Genomic DNA, 15,606 nt, shown 5'->3' on the forward strand with positions numbered 1-15,606 from the left:
GGATCCGGGTCAGACCTTGATGTATTTGCGGGTGAGCAGGAGTGTCGGGACGAGCGTCAGCAGGATGCCGAGGACCGCCACGATCGCGAAGGAGCTGAAGAACTCCTCCCAGCCGACCCACTGGGTCACCGCGGTGGACGAGAGCCGCTGCTCGACGCCGAAGTACATCACCGCGGCCAGCGCCATCCCGGACAGCCCGATGCCGACCAGTGCGACCACGAGCGACTCGAGGAGGAACGGCAGCGCGATGTAGAGGGTCGAGGCACCGACCAGCCGCATGATCCCGATCTCGCGGCGGCGGGCGAACGCGGCCAGCCGGATCGTGTTGGCGACCAGCAGCAGCGCCGCGATGACCAGCACGATCGCGCCGACCAGGGCCGCGCTCTGCAGCCCGTCGACGGCGGCGAGGATGGGCCCGGTGACCTCGTGGACATCGCCGACGTGGTCGATGCCGTCCAGGCCGGCGACCGCCTCGATGATCTCGGCGGAGTGGTGCGGGTCGGTCATGGTGACCCAGTAGGACTGCCACATGTCGCTGGACTTCACCACCGGGTCCGGGCCGCTGACGCCTTCGACGTCGAGAGCCTGCAGCCGCTTGTAGGCCTGCTCCTGGCTCTCCTCCTCGATCTTGTCGACGTAGCGGTTGTCCTTGAGCGCAGCGGTGATGACCTTCTTCTGGCTGTCGTCGACGGCACCGGCGCACTGCGGGTTGCGGTCGTTGGCGCCGTTGCACATGTAGAAGGTGATCTGCAGCTCGTCGCCCCAGACCTCCTCGGTCAGCTGAGCCTGCTCACGCAGCAGCAGGCCGACACCGGCCAGCGTGAGCGAGACGAGCAGGGTCAGGGCCACCGCGACGTGCATCGACAGGTTGCGGCGTAGCCCCTGGCGGAGCTCGGTGAATACATAACGCAGCTGCATGACGGGTCGAGAAACCTTTTCTGGTCGTGAACCTGGTCGGTGAAGGGGTCCGGCTCGGAGCCGAAGCTCAGAACTGGGCCCCGTAGCCGCCCTGGACCTGGTCGCGTACGAGGTGGCCGTGCTCGAGCTCGATGACGCGCTTGCGCATCTGGTCGACCATCTGGACGTCGTGGGTCGCCATCACGATGGTGGTGCCGGACCGGTTGATGCGGTCGAGCAGGCGCATGATGCCGACGGTGTTGCCGGGGTCGAGGTTTCCGGTCGGCTCGTCGGCGATCAGGATCATCGGACGGTTGATGAAGGCGCGCGCGACGGCGACGCGCTGCTGCTCACCGCCGGAGAGCTCGTCGGGCATCCGGTCGCCCTTGCCGTCGAGGCCGACCAGCTCGAGCGTCTCCGGGACACGCTGCCGGATCTCGCGGTTGGAGTGGCCGGTCACCTGCATCGCGAAGGCGACGTTCTCGGCGACGGTCTTGTTGGCCAGGAGGCGGAAGTCCTGGAAGATCGTGCCGACCTGGCGGCGCAGCCGCGGCACCTTCCAGCCGGCGAGCCGGTTGATCTCCTTGCCCGCGACATAGACGCGACCGGTGGTCGGCCGCTGCTCGCGCAGCATCAGCTTGAGGGCGGTCGACTTCCCCGAGCCGGACTGGCCCACGAGGAAGACGAACTCCCCCTTCTGGATGTCGATCGAAAGGCTGTTGAGGGCGGGTCGCGCCTGCCCTGGATAGGCCTTGCTGACCTTCTCGAAGCGGATCACCGGACCGAGGGTAGTGCAACGGTGGTGGGCTCAGCACTTCGGCTCGGAGATACCTGCCCCTGTACTCTGACGGCGTGCGCTCTGCTGTCCGGATCCTCATCGGTGCCGTAGTCCTCACCGCGATCGCGGTCGGGGTCGGCGTGCTCACCCTGAAAGACGACAAGCCGGAGACGCCCAAGGTCAAGGGCGACCTGAGCACCGCTGACACCACCACGATGCACGTACGCCGCGGCGCATTCTGCGACCGGGTCCCGACCGCGGACGCGACCGAGGCGCTCGGCGGCGCGGCGAGCGAGAAGAAGGCCTACGGCGACGGAGACCAGACCGCCATCTCGAGCGGGGTCAGCGACGTCGCCCAGGAGTACGGCTGCATCTGGACCGGGCCGGAGGGCTCGGCCACCTCCGCCCGCGCCTGGGTCTTCGCCCCGCCGGTCACCCTCGACTGGGCCACCCAGATGACCAAGAGCGTGCCCAAGGGCTGCAAGGCCGCGCCGACCCCGGCGTACGGGAAGCCGTCGGTCGCCCTCACCTGCACCGACGCGAAGAAGCAGCCGAAGGTGGCCTTCCGTGGACTCTTCGGTGACGCCTGGCTCTCCTGCGAGCTCACCGGCAAGGTCGGCGAGGCGACCGCGACGCTCCAGAAGCGTGCCTCCCGCTGGTGCCTGGTGGCCGTCACCGCGGCCGGCGCCTGACGCCCGCCGACGTCGGCTCGAGCCTGGACCCGGCGCGTCATTTGCACCGACGCAAAGTCTAGTGCTTTAATCGACTTAGTCGCTCGGGTTGGGTAGGCACCTCACCGGGCGGCGCGCGCCGCCGCGGGCACTGAGTCAGAGCAGAGCCGGCTGGCGAGAGCGGGTGGGGTCCTTAGGGATGGGGATCCCACCCGCGACGCGGACGCGTCGCATTCAGCACAGCGACGCGAGCCACGCGAGGACGGTGTCGGCGAACTCCTGCGGCTGGTTGCGGTGCACGAAGTGGCCGACGTCGAAGTGGACCAGGTCCGCCTCCGGGATCCGGAGGGCGGCCTTCTCGAGGTCGGCCCGCGGGATGTGGCTGTTGCCGCCGCCGGCCACGATCAGGGTCGGCATGGACAGCAGCTCGAGCTGCTCCCACATCCAGGCGTCGTACGTCGTGGCCTCGACGAGCAGGGTGGCGATGCACTCCCAGTCGTGGGGCATCGGCCGGGCCGGGTGCCCGGGCCGCCTGCGGCTGCGGGGCGCGGGCGGCACGACGTCCTCGATGACCAGCCGGGAGACCAGGTCGGGCCGGTGCATCGCGACCAGGAGAGCGACGTTGCCGCCCGTCGAGTGCCCGACGAGCACGGCGCCGGAGATCTCGAGCGCGTCCATCGCGACGATGACGTCGTCGGCGATCAGCCGGTGGGAGTAGTCCGAGGCCCAGTCCGAGTCCCCGTGGCCACGCAGGTCGAAGGCGTGGACCCGGTGGTCGACCGCGAACGGCGGGACCACCCCCTGCCACCCCTTCGCGCTGCCTCCGAGCTCGTGCAACAGCACCATCGGCACCCCGTCCTCGGGGCCGTGGACGTCATAGGCGTACGCCGCCCCGCGGCCCGGGAGTGGAAGCCTGGTGCGCGTCCGCGCAACCATCGGCTCAGTTCTGCTCGGCCTTCTCGGCCCCACGGCGCCAACGGATGCCGGCCTCCAGGAAACCGTCGATGTCGCCGTCGAAGACCGCCTGCGGGTTGCCGACCTCGTAGCTCGTACGCAGGTCCTTGACGATCTGGTAGGGGTTGAGGACGTAGTTGCGCATCTGGTCGCCCCAGGACGCGGCGACGTCGCCCTTGAGCTCCTTGAGCTGCGCCTCCTCCTCGGCCTTCTTCAGCGCGAGCAGCTTGGCCTTGAGGACGATCATCGCGGCGGCCTTGTTCTGCAGCTGCGACTTCTCGTTCTGGCAGGAGACGACGGTGCCGGTGGGGATGTGGGTCAGCCGGACCGCCGAGTCGGTGGTGTTGACGGACTGACCGCCGGGGCCCGAGGAGCGGTAGACGTCGACCTTGATGTCGTTCTCGTCGATCTCGATCTCGTCGGTCTGCTCCAGCACGGGCACGACCTCGACCGCGGCGAAGGAGGTCTGCCGGCGGCCCTGGTTGTCGAAGGGGCTGATCCGCACCAGGCGGTGGGTGCCGGCCTCGACGGAGAGGGTGCCGTAGGCGTAGGGGGCGTGGATCGCGAAGGTGGCGGACTTGAGCCCGGCCTCCTCGGCGTAGGAGGTGTCGAAGACCTCGACCGGGTACTTGTTGCGCTCGGCCCAGCGGACGTACATCCGCATCAGCATCTCGGCGAAGTCGGCGGCGTCGACGCCACCGGCGCCGGAGCGGATCGTGACCAGGGCCTCGCGGGAGTCGTACTCCCCCGAGAGCAGGGTGCGGATCTCCAGGCTCTCGACGGCCTTCTTGACCCGGCCCAGCTCGGCCTCGGACTCGGCGAGCGTGTCGGCGTCGCCCTCCTCCTGGGCCATTTCGACCATCAGCTCGAGGTCCTCGATGCGGGTGTGGAGCTCGGTGAACTTGTTGAGCTCACCCTGCAGGAGGGAGAGACGTCCGGTGACCCGGGTGGCGTTGTCCTGATCGTCCCAGAGGTCGGGCGCGGCGACCTGCTCGCCGAGGTCGGCGATCTCCTTGCGCATCGCGTCCAGGTCCAGCACCTGGCCGATGGTCTGCATCGTTGCCTGGAGCTGCTTGATCTCGGTGTCGAATTCGGGGCCTGCCACGTCTTACAGGTTACTTGACCGATGGTGCGCCACCCGATTCGCCGACCCCCTCCAGATATGCGCTCGCCCTCCGGCGGGGGTACCGGAGGGCGAGCGCCAGGGGGATATGTGGGGGTCAGCCCGCCGGAGCGGGCCCCGAGAACCTCAGGCCTGGTGAGTCGAGCCGGCGAACCAGCCGTCCCAGGCAGCCTCTTCGCGGACGCTTGCGCCCGGCTTGGGGGCGTGCAGCATGATCGCCTGACCGTTCTCCCAGCGCAAGAAGATGCCGACGTGGTAGACGGGGCTACCGAAGAACATCAGGTCGCCGCGCTGGATCTGGTCGTTCGGGATCGTCGGCAGCGCAGCGGCCTGGTCCCGCGAGACCCGCGGAAGCTCGATGCCGGCGGCGGCGAAGGCGTACTGCGTCAGGCCGGAGCAGTCGAACGCGCTCGGGCCGGTGGCACCCCAGACGTACGGGTCGCCGATCTGCTGCGAGGCGACGCTGATCGCCCGGTCGATCTTGCCCTGCCGGCTCGCGGCGTAGGCCCTGGCCTCTGCCTCGGCCTTCTTCTTCGCCTCGGCGGCCTTCTTGGCGGCGATCGCGGCCTTGCGCTTCGCCTCGGCCGCTCTGAGGGCCGCCGCGGCCTTGCGCTGCTGCACCTCGACAGCCGTCTCCAGTTGCTTGATGTCGGTGAGCATCGCCGCAGGGGTGGCCGAGACCTCCAGGGTCGGAGCCTCCACCACGGTGGCCGCCTCGACGGTCGACTCGACGGTGGTCGTCTCGTGGGAGACGGGAGCGGCGTTGGCGGCGGGGACCGCCACCAGGGCCCCGGCGGCGATGCCACCGGCGAGGGTGATGCGGCCGGCGAGCTTGCCGTGGCCGCTGAGCGATCCTGCGATCGTCCGGACGATGGAGACGTTCGGCGCCCGGAACGGACGCGCCGTGCCTCGATGGGCAGGACGGGATACGGACTTGGACATGCGTGAGTTCCTTCCCACGCCTGCGAGGTGAGCTGTCGGGTTCGGGCTAGAAGGTTGCCCGGCCATCGAGCGATGGCTTCACCCCAAGCGACCGTCCGAGTTAGTCGCGTGGAACTTGGGTCCCCCGCTCCTGTCCCATACGTACTGCTGAGTGTGAGGGGTAAGGGGGTTCAGTAGTAGGGGCCGGCGTCCGGAGGGACAGGATTCGGCGTGTACCGGGGCCGGTCGTGCGTTGTGCACAGCTCAACCAAGGTGACATGCGAGCTGGGACGGATCCAATCCCGAATGCCCGCATCTCGAGCACATTCCGCGTGGTTACGCGTGTTTTTGCCGTCGTTTGTGAGTCATCTCACGCAATGAACGGCCGGATTTCGCCGTGTCGGACTTGCGGTTAGGCCCCCGCTTCGAGTCGGCGGTGCCTACTCCCCGGCTTCCAGCCGGCTGTGCCTACTCTCCGGCTTCCAGCCGGAACCCGACGCCACGGACCGCGACGACCTTCTCCTGCACACCGGCGGCCTCGAGCTTCTGGCGCAGGCGGCCGACGGTGACGTCGAGGGTCTTGGTCGATCCGTACCAGTTCTCGTCCCAGACCTCGGCCATCAGTCGGTCACGGGAGACGACCTTGTCGCGGGAGGCGGCCAGGACGGCGAGGAGCGCGAACTCCTTGCCGGTCAGCGTGACCTCGCGCTCGCCGGCGTAGACCCGGTGGGCCGCGACGTCGATGCGCAGCGCGTCGTCGTCGGCGCCGGCCTCGACCGGACCCGAGCGGCGCAGCAGGGCGCGGACCCGGGCCTGGAGGACGGCCAGTGCGAACGGCTTGGCCAGGTAGTCGTCGGCACCCGCGTCGAGCCCGACCACCAGGTCGATCTCGGCGTCACGGGCGGTGAGGATCATGATCCCGCCCTCGTAGCCGTTGTCACGCGCGGCCTTGCAGACCTCGAGCCCGTCCATGTCGGGAAGGCCCAGGTCGAGCAGCACGAGCTCGGCCTCGTACGGGGGCGCGAGCAGCTCCAGCGCCTTCTTGCCGGAGTCGACCCAGGTGACGTCGTAACCCTCTCGCTGGAGCGTGCGCACCAGCGGGGCGGCGATGTCCTCTTGGTCTTCTACGACGAGCACGGAGTTAGACATGGAGAGAACAATAGTTAGAGGCCTGTAGCCCTTGTGAAGAGATCCCCCGATTCTGACACCCGCGTGACCACATCGTTAGGTCCGAGCTGATCGATCCCGAGCGGATCCTCGGCTCCCTCCTCGACCTCCTCCCAGGTGACCGGGGCCGCGACCTTCGGGATGTCCTTGCCCCGCAGCGAGTAGGGGCAGATGGTCGTCTTCGACCCCGAGTTCTGCGACCAGTCCAGGAAAACCTTGCCTGACCTGCGGCTTTTGGTCATCGTCGCGGTCACCTTGCTCGGGTTGGCCTTCTGGAGGCTCTCGGCGATCTCCTTGGCCAGGGCCGTGGCGACGTCGGGCTCGACGGGCTCGGGAAGCGGGGCGTACATGTGCAGGCCCTTGCTGCCGCTGAGCACCGGCGCTGCGGCCAGGCCGTGCTCGCCCAGCGCGTCGCGCACCAGCAGTGCCACCTGGCAGCACTCCTGGAGCCCGGCCGGCTCGCCGGGGTCGAGGTCGATCACGATCCGGTTCGCGCCGGCCGGGGTGCCGTCGGCACCGACGGTCCACTGGTGGACGTGCAGCTCCAGCGCGGAGAGGTTGGCGGCCCAGGTGAGCGCCGCGAGGCCGTCGAGGATGGGAAAGGTGAGGGTGCCTTCCCGGTGCTCGGCCGTGCGCGACCCGGTGGTCGGGACGGTGACCGTGCGGACCCAGCTCGGGGTGCCGGCCGGGGCGTTCTTCTCGAAGAACGACATGTCGCCGACGCCATGGGGCCAGCGGATCCTCGTCACCGCGCGGTCCTGGAGCTGCGGGAGCAGCACCGGTGCGACCTGGGCGTAGTAGTTGAGCACCTCCCCCTTCGTCATGCCGGTGCGCGGATAGAGGACCTTGCTGAGGCTGGTCAGGGTCAGGACCCGGCCGTCCACCTCGACGCGTACCTCTTCTCGTTCGACCATCACAGATCCTTCGGCTCGATGTCCTCGCGGATGCCGATGAAGCTCGGCTGCCGCAGCCGGCCCTTGTAGCTCGCTGCCGCGACCGCGGTGCCGTGGGTCTCCACCTCGACGACGAGGAGGGGGTCGACCCAGTGCGTGCCGCGCGCGTCCAGCGACGGCACTCCCCCGTCGGGGTCGACGTCGGGCCCGGCGAAGGGGTTCCGGCCGGTCTCGCGGAGCAGCTCCCCGAGCCGCTGGGCCCGCTTGCCGGTGATGCCGCTGCCGACCCGGCCGCGATAGATCAGCCCGTCGGGCGTCGGCTGCCCGACGAGCAGCGCGCCGAGACGCTCGGTGCCGCCCTCGGTGCCGACCTCCGGTCGCCAGCCGCCGACCACGAGCGAGGCCCGGTAGCGATGGGCCAGCTTCACCCAGTCCTTGCTCCGCTCCCCCGGCCGGTAGCGGCTGTTGCGGCGCTTCGACACGATCCCCTCCAGCCCCTGAGCGCGGGTCACCTCGTGGAGCATCCGGCCGTCGTCGTACGTCGGGGGCACCTGCCAGCTCGCGAGCTCGCCGCTCTCGAAGAGGTCCTCGAGGATCCGGCGTCGTGAGGCCCACGGCTCCTCGATGAGCAGGTCGCCGTCGAGCCGGAGGAGATCAAAGACCATGTACGTCGCCGGGATCCGCTCCGCGAACCGCGCCGCCCGGCGGACGTCGCGGTTGTGCATCCGGTCCATGAGCACCCGGAAGTCGGGCAGGCCGGCGTCGTTGAGCGCGATCACCTCGCCGTCCACGACGATGTCCCGCTCGGGGCCCGTCGCGATCTCGGGCCAGGCGGGGGTGGCGTCGTTGTCGTTGCGCGTGGTCAGCCGGGTCTGCGTACGTCCCTGCTCGGACTCCCCGATGAGCCGGATGCCGTCCCACTTGACCTCATGGACCCACTCGTCCCCCGGTGGCACGTGGGTGCCGGGGGTGGCCAGCATGGGCCGCAGCATCGAGGGCATGGACCCCATCCTGCCCCTACCGAGACCGTGAGCCGGGCAGATCCAGCCCGATCATCACGGCCAGTCGACGTCCACACGGCATGCTCGTGGGGCGTGCGGAAGCGTCAGCACCGCACCGTAGTCCCACCCGTAGGTGGTCAGCTCCAGACGGACCAGGTCGTCACCGGACCCCCTGAGCAGAACGGCCTCCATCCGGCTCGGCTCGACCTCATCGGAGCCTTCGACGAGACCCTCTGACCTGACCCGCCAGCCGATCGTCTCGAGGCGATCGACCAGGTGCCCGAACTCCGAGCGCGCCACCTTGCCGGGCCCGTTCTCGGCGGCAGCAGGGTCATACGGCCCGTCCCAGTAGATGCCTGCCTCCGGTTGATGAACCGTCTGTACCGAGTCGTCATAGAGGCAACCGAGGACTCCGGAATCCTCGGTGAGCGTGGTGCCCACCGGCGCCTGAACCGCCATCACCTGGTCAGACCACGGCTCCAGGTCCTTCATCACCTGCTTCTCCACGGCCTGATCGACCAGATACTCCCTCGGCGCGATCAGCCACGAGATCGCAGCCACTGCTCCCACCATCAACGCGCAGTAGGCGACCCCGACGACAACGACGACGATTACGACGCTCCGGACAGTCACGAGGACAACTTCATCGGCCACTCCCCCGCATGTGCGCGGAAGTGGCAGAGCATTTCGTCGATGACGACGTCAGATCCGCACATGTGCACCGTTCTCGCGACCTTCAACCGGATCGTGCCCGTCGCGGGGCAGCGGCCTCGTCCCGGGGGAATGATCTTCCCCAAATTCGGATACCGGCAGATACTGGCTTATCAGATGCCATTTGATGAGGGGATTCACGATGCGTGCGATCTGGAAGGGCGCGGTCTCGTTCGGGCTGGTCAGCGTGCCCGTGAAGCTCTACTCGGCCACGGAGTCCCACGACGTCTCGTTCCGTCAGGTGCACAAGGCCGACGGCGGCCGGATCCGCTATCAGCGGATCTGCTCGATCGACGGCGAGGAGGTGCCCTACTCCGAGATCGCGAAGGGCTACGAGACCGAGGACGGCGAGATGGTCGTGCTCACCGACGACGACTTCGCCAACCTGCCGACGACCTCCTCGCGCGAGATCGCGGTGGAGAAGTTCGTGCCGAGCGACCAGATCGACCCGATGCTCTTCGAGAAGAGCTACTACCTCGAGCCGGAGAACACCGGGATCAAGCCCTACGCCCTGCTGCGCCAGGCGCTGCTCGAGGCCGATCGGGTCGCCCTGGTCACCGTCGCGCTGCGCCAGCGCACCACGGTCGCGGCGCTGCGCGTGCGGCCGACCGAGAACGGTGACGTGATCGTCCTGCAGACGATGATGTGGCCCGACGAGATCCGCGTGCCCGACTTCAAGGTCGAGGCCGGCGAGATCAAGGACTCCGAGATCAAGATGGCCAACATGCTCGTCGAGACGCTCGCGGGCGACTTCCATCCGGAGGAGTTCTCCGACGACTACGCCGACGCCGTCGAGGAGATGGTGAAGGCCAAGATCGAGGGTGGCGAGGTCGAGCGGACGCCCACCTCCACGAAGACCTCCGGCGAGGTCGTCGACCTGCTCGCCGCCCTGCAGCGCTCCGTCGCCGCGGCGAAGAAGTCGCGCGGCGAGGAGGTCCCCGAGGAGGCCGAGGAGAAGAAGCCGAAGAAGAAGTCCAAGGCGTCCTAGGCGACCGGAGCGAGGACGACGGCCGCTGCGACACGTACGGAAATATTCTGGTGCGGCCGTGTCGAAAGCGGCAGGCTCTTCTCGACGCGTAGGCGACGACGCGCAACGGACGCGCCGCCGACCCGCTAGGAGAAGCAGATGCGCTACATGATGTTCGTGAAGATGGCCCCCGACGCCGGACCGCCCCCGGCGGCCCTGATCGAGGCGGTGGAGGCCGAGATCAAGCAGCAGTACGCCGACGGCATCCTGCTCGACGCCGACGGGCTCGGTCCCGCCGTGGAGATCCGGCTGACCGCCGGCGAGGTGACCCACATCGATGGGCCCTTCGCCGAGGCGAAGGAGGTCGCGGGCGGGTTCTCGCTCTTCGAGGTCCGCTCGCAGGACGAGGCGATCGAGCTCGGGCGCCGGATGATCCAGCTCCACGAGGAGCTCTGGCCCGGCCAGGACGTGGCCGTGGAGATGCGGCCGCTGTTCGGGCCGCCGACGCCGGCTGAATGACCTCGACGACCGAAGACGCGATCGTCGCGGTCTGGCGCAACGAGTCCGTACGTCTCCTCGCCGGCCTGGCGCGGATGACGCACGACCTCGACCTGGCCGAGGACCTCGCTCAAGATGCCCTCGTCGCGGCCCTGGAGCAGTGGCCGCACGAGGGCATCCCTCGCAACCCCGGAGCATGGCTGATGTCGATCGCGAAGCGGCGCGCGATCGACGGGTTCCGCCGCGACGAGGTGCTGCGCCGCAAGGTCGCGCTGCTCGGACACGAACTGGAGGAGGGTGAGATGCCTGACCTGGCTGCCGCGGTCGATCACATCGAGGACGATGTGCTCCGACTGATGTTCCTCTCCTGCCATCCGACGCTCGCCCCCGACTCCCGCACGGTGCTGACGCTGCGGCTCGTGGGCGGGCTGACGACCGCCGAGATCGCCCGGGCCTACTTCGCCAAGGAGTCGGCCGTCGGGCAGCGGATCTCGCGGGCCAAGCGCACCCTGGCCGAGGTCGGGGCGTCGTTCGAGCTTCCCGTGGGCGAGGAGCGGGCAGCTCGGATGCGCGAGGTGATGCAGACGATCTATCTGGTCTTCAACGAGGGCTACGCGGCGACCTCGGGACCGTCGTGGACCCGCCCCGAGCTGTGCCTGGAGGCGATGCGGCTGGCCCGGATGCTGGCCGCGCAGGCCCCGGGCGACCCCGAGGCGCAGGCCCTGCAGGGGCTGCTGGAGATCCAGGGATCGCGGCTCGCGGCCCGGGCCGACGCCGACGGTCACCCGGTGCTGCTCGAGGACCAGGACCGGACCCGTTGGGACCAGCTGCTGCTCCGACGCGGTCTGGCCGCGGTCGATCGCGCCACCGCGCTGGCCTCCTCCGGCACTCCCGGCGGGAGCTATCTGGTGCAGGCGATGATCGCCGCCTGCCACGGTCGTGCCCGGCGGGCCGAGGACACCGACTGGGCCGAGATCGCGCGCCTCTACGACATGCTCGCCTCCGGGGTGCCGGGGCCGGTGATCGAGGTCAACCGGGCCGTCGCGCACGGGCGTGCCTTCGGTCCCGACGCCGGGCTGGCGATCCTCACGGCCATCCCCGAGGGCGCGCTGCCCGGGTCGCACCTGCGTGCCGGCGTACGGGGTGACCTGCTGGAGCGCGCCGGCCGACACCTCGAGGCCGCGGCAGCGTTCGACGAGGCGGCCTCGCTGACCGGCAACGCCGGGGAACGTGAGCTTCTCGAGAAACGTGCGGCCGCGTGTCGAAGAGCCGAGGCCTCGTCCGACGCGTCAGTATCTCGACGACCACCGCGACAGAAGTGAGCGACACGATGACCAAGACCACCACCTCCGCCGACGGCACCACGATCGCCTACGACGTCACCGGCAGCGGCCCTGCGCTGATCCTGGTCGACGGTGCGATGTGCTACCGCGACTTCGGGCCGTCGAAGGAGCTGGCCGACGCGCTCTCGGACCGCTTCACCGTCTACCGCTACGACCGCCGCGGCCGAGGCGACAGCAACATCGCCAAGCCCGCGGCCGCCGGCACGACGGAGGCGGTCGAGCAGGAGGTCGCCGACCTCGGTGCGGTGATCGAGGCGGCCGGCGGGCACGCCCACCTGCTGGGCCAGAGCTCGGGCGCGTTCCTCGCGCTGGAGGCCGCGCGGGCCGGGCTGCCGATCGACAAGATCGTCGCCTACGAGGCTCCGCTCATCCTCGACGACACCCACCGTCCCAACGACGCCGACCTGGCCCAGCAGGTCGAGAAGCTGGTCGAGAAGGGCAAGCGGGCCGCCGCGGTCGAGCTCTTCCTGCGCACCGTCGGGATGCCGCTGGTCGCGGTCAAGATCATGCGCCTGACCCCGGCCTTCAAGAAGCTCACCCCGGTCGCGCACACGCTGGCCTACGACCTCGGCATGTGCGTGCCGTTCCAGCAGGGAGTCCCCCTGCCGGGCGGCTACTTCAAGAACGTGTCGGTGCCCGTGCTGTCGGCGGCGGGCAGCAAGAGCCCGGCCTACATGACCAACGCTCAACAGGCGATCGCCAAGGCCGTCCCGGACGGCCGCTACGTCGTCCTCGACGGGCAGAACCACATGGTCAAGGCGTCGGCCCTGGCGCCGGTCGCGGCGGAGTTCTTCACCGCCTGACCTCCGCCGAGTCGGCGCATCCTGACCTGATCCAGCGCCGAGCCGGCTCGTCATGACGCGCCGACTCGGCAGGATGATCGGTCACGATGCGCCGACTCGACGGGATGTCTTGTCACGACGCGCCGAGTCGACGGAAAATCGGGTCATCTAGGCTCGGAGCATGGCGCAACTGTGGGACATCTCACCACCCGTACACGCGGCCTCGCCGGTCTTCCCCGGCGACCACGCGACCGAGGTCGGCTGGACGTTCCGGATCGGACCGGGCTGCCCGGTCAACGTCGCCGAGTTCTCGGTGTCGGCCCACGTCGGCGCGCATGCGGACGCGCCGCTGCACTTCACCGACGGCGGCACCCCGGCCGGCGAGATGCCGCTGGAGCCGTTCCTCGGTCCGTGCCGGGTGATCGACGTGTCCGGGGTGCGCCCGCTGGTCACCGTCGACCACGTCGACGTCACCGACCTGCCGCCGCGCGTGCTCTTCCGGACGTACGCCACCCAGCCGACGACGTGGGACGACGACTTCTGCGCCATCGACCCTGCGCTGATCGAGCTCCTGGCCGCGCACGGGGTCCGGCTGGTCGGCACCGACGCTGCCAGCCTCGACCCGTCCACCTCCAAGGATCTGCCGGCACACTTCGCGACCCACCGTCACGACGTACGCATCCTGGAGAACCTGCTGCTCGACGAGGTGCCCGCGGGCGACTACGAGCTGATCGCCCTCCCCCTCAAGCTCACCACCGCCGACGCCGCGCCCGTACGGGCCGTGCTGAGGCCGATCAAGGAGATCAACGCATGAACCGCGACGACGCCGTCGCTCTCGACCAGGCCGACCCGCTGGCCCCGCTGCGGGACCTCTTCGACCTGCCGGAGGGGACGATCTACCTCGACGGCAACTCGCTCGGGGCGCTCCCCCGCGCCACCGCCGGCCGGGTGGCCGAGGTGGTCACCCAGGAGTGGGGCCAGGGGCTGATCGAGTCGTGGAACACCGCCTCCTGGATCACCCTGCCCCAGCGCGTCGGCGACAAGATCGCCCGGATCATCGGGGCGGGCGACGGCGAGGTCGTGGTCGCCGACTCGACCTCGCTCAACGTCTACAAGGTGCTCGCCTCGGCCCTCTCGATCGCCGCTGCCGACTCCCCCGGCCGCCGGATCGTGGTCAGCGAGCGCAGCAACTTCCCGACCGACCTCTACATCGCCTCCTCGCTGTGCCGCGACCGCGGCTACGAGCTGGTGCTGGTCGACTCCCCGTCCGAGATCGAGGGGCTGCTGGATCGGACCGCCGTGCTGATGTTGACCGAGGTCAACTACCGCACCGGGTTCCTGCACGACATGGCCGCGGTGACGGCCGGCGCCCACGAGCACGGTGTGCTGGCGGTCTGGGACCTGTGCCACTCCGCAGGCGCGGTGCCCGTCGACCTTCGTGGCGCCGATGCCGACTTCGCGATCGGCTGTGGCTACAAGTTCCTCAACGGCGGCCCCGGCTCGCCGGCGTTCCTGTGGGTCAACCCGCGCCACGTCGACCGGTTCGAGCAGCCGCTGTCGGGCTGGATGGGGCACGCGGCGCCCTTCGAGATGTCGCCGGGCTACCGGCCGGCCGAGGGAGTCTCGCGCTATCTGTCCGGCACCCCGGCCGTCATCGGCATCTCCGCCCTGGAGTGCGGGGTCGACACGCTGCTGGCGTCCGAGGCGTACGGCGGGATCGAGGCGCTCCGGGAGAAGTCGCTCGCGCTGACCCGGCTCTTCGCCGACCTCGTCGCCTCCCGGCTTCCCGGGTTCACGATCGAGTCGCCGCTCGACGACGCCCGGCGCGGCAGCCAGCTGTCGCTCAGCTTCGGCGAGGACGGTGCGTACGCGATCGTGCAGGCGCTCATCGAACGCGGTGTCGTGGGCGACTTCCGCGCAGGAGAGCCGGACATCCTGCGCTTCGGCGTCACCCCGCTCTACACCCGCTATGTCGACGTGTGGGATGCCGTCGACCACCTGGTCTCGGTGATGGACGACGACGAATGGCGCGACGAGCGCTTCTGGACCCGAGGAGCAGTGACATGAGCACCACGCACGATCTTCCGATGGACTACTCCGACTACCTCCACCTGCCGGAGGTGCTCGGCGCGCAGCACCCGCTCTCGGGCGACCACAACGAGATGCTCTTCATCGTGCAGCACCAGGCGATGGAGCTGTGGATGCGGCTCGCGCTGCACGAGCTGACCGAGGCGCAGCGGCTGCTCGCCGAGGACGCCGTACGTCCCGCGTTCAAGGGCCTGGCCCGGGTCTCCCGGATCATGGAGCAGCTCGTGCACGCCTGGGACGTCCTCTCGACGCTGACCCCGACCGAGTACGACAAGTTCCGCCCCTACCTGGCCACCGGCTCGGGCTTCCAGTCGTGGCAGTACCGCTGCATCGAGTTCGCCCTCGGCAACAAGGCCGCCTACACGCTCCGGGTGCACGAGGGACGGCCGCACGAGCAGGACGTGCTGGCTGCGTACGGGCGTCCGTCGCTCTACGACGAGTCGCTGCGGCTGCTGGCCCGGCGCGGCTTCGACATCCCGGCCGACCATCTCGACCGGGACTGGAAGCAGGAGTACGCCGCCTCCGAGGCCGTCGAGGCCGCCTGGGGCGAGGTCTACCGCGACCCCGAGAAGCACTGGGACCTCTACGAGCTCGGCGAGGAGCTCACCGACCTGGAGACCGCCTTCCGGGTCTGGCGGTTCCGGCACGTGACCACCGTCGAGCGGATCATCGGCTTCAAGCCCGGCACCGGCGGGACCTCGGGGGTCTCCTACCTGCGCAAGCAGCTCGACATCATCCTGTTCCCCGAGCTGTGGGCGATGCGTACGGGGCTGTGAGTCGGGGTGGATGCTCACCGAGGTAACTCGGCGAGC

Annotated in this window: 17 protein-coding genes and 1 riboswitch; of the genes, 8 read left to right on the forward strand and 9 right to left on the reverse strand. The window is 69.4% G+C overall.

Translation table 11 applies throughout. The features are described from left to right. Positions 1-9: 9 nt before the first annotated feature. On the reverse strand, positions 10-918 hold the full coding sequence (gene ftsX, locus UG56_RS11605; protein WP_045548284.1) for a permease-like cell division protein FtsX: 909 nt from the start codon (positions 916-918) through the stop codon (positions 10-12). A 67-nt stretch (positions 919-985) separates the two neighbouring features. After that, the gene (gene ftsE / locus UG56_RS11610) at positions 986-1,675 is read right to left on the reverse strand and encodes a cell division ATP-binding protein FtsE (protein ID WP_045548285.1); all 690 of its coding nucleotides are present in this window, start codon (positions 1,673-1,675) and stop codon (positions 986-988) included. Positions 1,676-1,749: 74 nt separating this feature from the next. Here ftsE and UG56_RS11615 point away from each other — a divergent pair, with 74 nt between their 5' ends. Continuing rightward, a complete protein-coding gene (locus UG56_RS11615; protein ID WP_045548286.1) occupies positions 1,750-2,367 on the forward strand; it encodes a hypothetical protein in 618 nt (205 codons plus the stop codon). 213 nt (positions 2,368-2,580) lie between these two features. On the opposite strand, the gene UG56_RS11620 is transcribed toward UG56_RS11615, so the two are convergent. The 7 genes from UG56_RS11620 to UG56_RS11650 all read right to left on the reverse strand — a co-directional run bounded on the left by UG56_RS11620 (position 2,581) and on the right by UG56_RS11650 (position 8,966). Continuing rightward, positions 2,581-3,282 carry an alpha/beta fold hydrolase gene (locus UG56_RS11620; RefSeq protein ID WP_045548287.1) on the reverse strand — a complete coding sequence of 234 codons (702 nt, stop codon included), beginning with the start codon at positions 3,280-3,282 and terminating at the stop codon, positions 2,581-2,583. A 4-nt stretch (positions 3,283-3,286) separates the two neighbouring features. After that, positions 3,287-4,405: a peptide chain release factor 2 gene (prfB, locus tag UG56_RS11625; protein ID WP_045548288.1), complete on the reverse strand. Its 1,119-nt coding sequence runs from the start codon at positions 4,403-4,405 to the stop codon at positions 3,287-3,289. A 144-nt stretch (positions 4,406-4,549) separates the two neighbouring features. Further along, positions 4,550-5,365, reverse strand: coding sequence for a C40 family peptidase (locus tag UG56_RS29030; protein ID WP_052693434.1), 816 nt, complete (start codon positions 5,363-5,365; stop codon positions 4,550-4,552). Between the two features lie 2 nt (positions 5,366-5,367). Continuing rightward, positions 5,368-5,542: riboswitch (cyclic di-AMP (ydaO/yuaA leader) on the reverse strand. 270 nt (positions 5,543-5,812) lie between these two features. Next, positions 5,813-6,493, reverse strand: a complete 681-nt coding sequence (locus UG56_RS11635; protein ID WP_045548289.1) for a response regulator transcription factor — start codon at positions 6,491-6,493, stop codon at positions 5,813-5,815. Between the two features lie 14 nt (positions 6,494-6,507). Then, on the reverse strand, positions 6,508-7,425 hold the full coding sequence (gene ligD / locus UG56_RS11640; RefSeq protein WP_045548290.1) for a non-homologous end-joining DNA ligase: 918 nt from the start codon (positions 7,423-7,425) through the stop codon (positions 6,508-6,510). After that, on the reverse strand, positions 7,425-8,405 hold the full coding sequence (locus UG56_RS11645; RefSeq protein ID WP_045548291.1) for an ATP-dependent DNA ligase: 981 nt from the start codon (positions 8,403-8,405) through the stop codon (positions 7,425-7,427). The genes ligD and UG56_RS11645 overlap by 1 nt, the downstream gene beginning before the upstream one ends. 54 nt (positions 8,406-8,459) lie before the next feature. Further along, complete coding sequence (locus UG56_RS11650; protein ID WP_045548292.1) at positions 8,460-8,966, reverse strand: hypothetical protein; 507 nt, start codon at positions 8,964-8,966, stop codon at positions 8,460-8,462. Between the two features lie 292 nt (positions 8,967-9,258). Here UG56_RS11650 and ku point away from each other — a divergent pair, with 292 nt between their 5' ends. The 7 genes from ku to kynA all read left to right on the forward strand — a co-directional run bounded on the left by ku (position 9,259) and on the right by kynA (position 15,570). Continuing rightward, positions 9,259-10,104 carry a non-homologous end joining protein Ku gene (ku, locus tag UG56_RS11655; RefSeq protein WP_045548293.1) on the forward strand — a complete coding sequence of 282 codons (846 nt, stop codon included), beginning with the start codon at positions 9,259-9,261 and terminating at the stop codon, positions 10,102-10,104. Between the two features lie 138 nt (positions 10,105-10,242). Further along, complete coding sequence (locus tag UG56_RS11660; RefSeq protein ID WP_045548294.1) at positions 10,243-10,602, forward strand: YciI family protein; 360 nt, start codon at positions 10,243-10,245, stop codon at positions 10,600-10,602. Next, positions 10,599-11,903 (forward strand): RNA polymerase sigma factor, encoded by a 1,305-nt coding sequence (locus UG56_RS11665; RefSeq protein ID WP_045548295.1) that lies wholly within the window; start codon positions 10,599-10,601, stop codon positions 11,901-11,903. The genes UG56_RS11660 and UG56_RS11665 overlap by 4 nt, the downstream gene beginning before the upstream one ends. A gap of 8 nt (positions 11,904-11,911) precedes the next feature. Continuing rightward, positions 11,912-12,727: an alpha/beta fold hydrolase gene (locus tag UG56_RS11670; RefSeq protein WP_045548312.1), complete on the forward strand. Its 816-nt coding sequence runs from the start codon at positions 11,912-11,914 to the stop codon at positions 12,725-12,727. 160 nt (positions 12,728-12,887) lie between these two features. Next, positions 12,888-13,520, forward strand: coding sequence for an arylformamidase (kynB, locus tag UG56_RS11675; RefSeq protein WP_045548296.1), 633 nt, complete (start codon positions 12,888-12,890; stop codon positions 13,518-13,520). After that, positions 13,517-14,773, forward strand: coding sequence for a kynureninase (gene kynU / locus UG56_RS11680; RefSeq protein WP_045548297.1), 1,257 nt, complete (start codon positions 13,517-13,519; stop codon positions 14,771-14,773). Before kynB ends, kynU begins: the two co-directional genes overlap by 4 nt. Further along, on the forward strand, positions 14,770-15,570 hold the full coding sequence (kynA, locus tag UG56_RS11685; RefSeq protein WP_045548298.1) for a tryptophan 2,3-dioxygenase: 801 nt from the start codon (positions 14,770-14,772) through the stop codon (positions 15,568-15,570). Before kynU ends, kynA begins: the two co-directional genes overlap by 4 nt. Positions 15,571-15,606 lie beyond the last annotated feature (36 nt).

It is taken from the genome of Nocardioides luteus (genome assembly GCF_000960475.2).
GTDB classification, from domain to species: domain Bacteria; phylum Actinomycetota; class Actinomycetes; order Propionibacteriales; family Nocardioidaceae; genus Nocardioides; species Nocardioides luteus_A.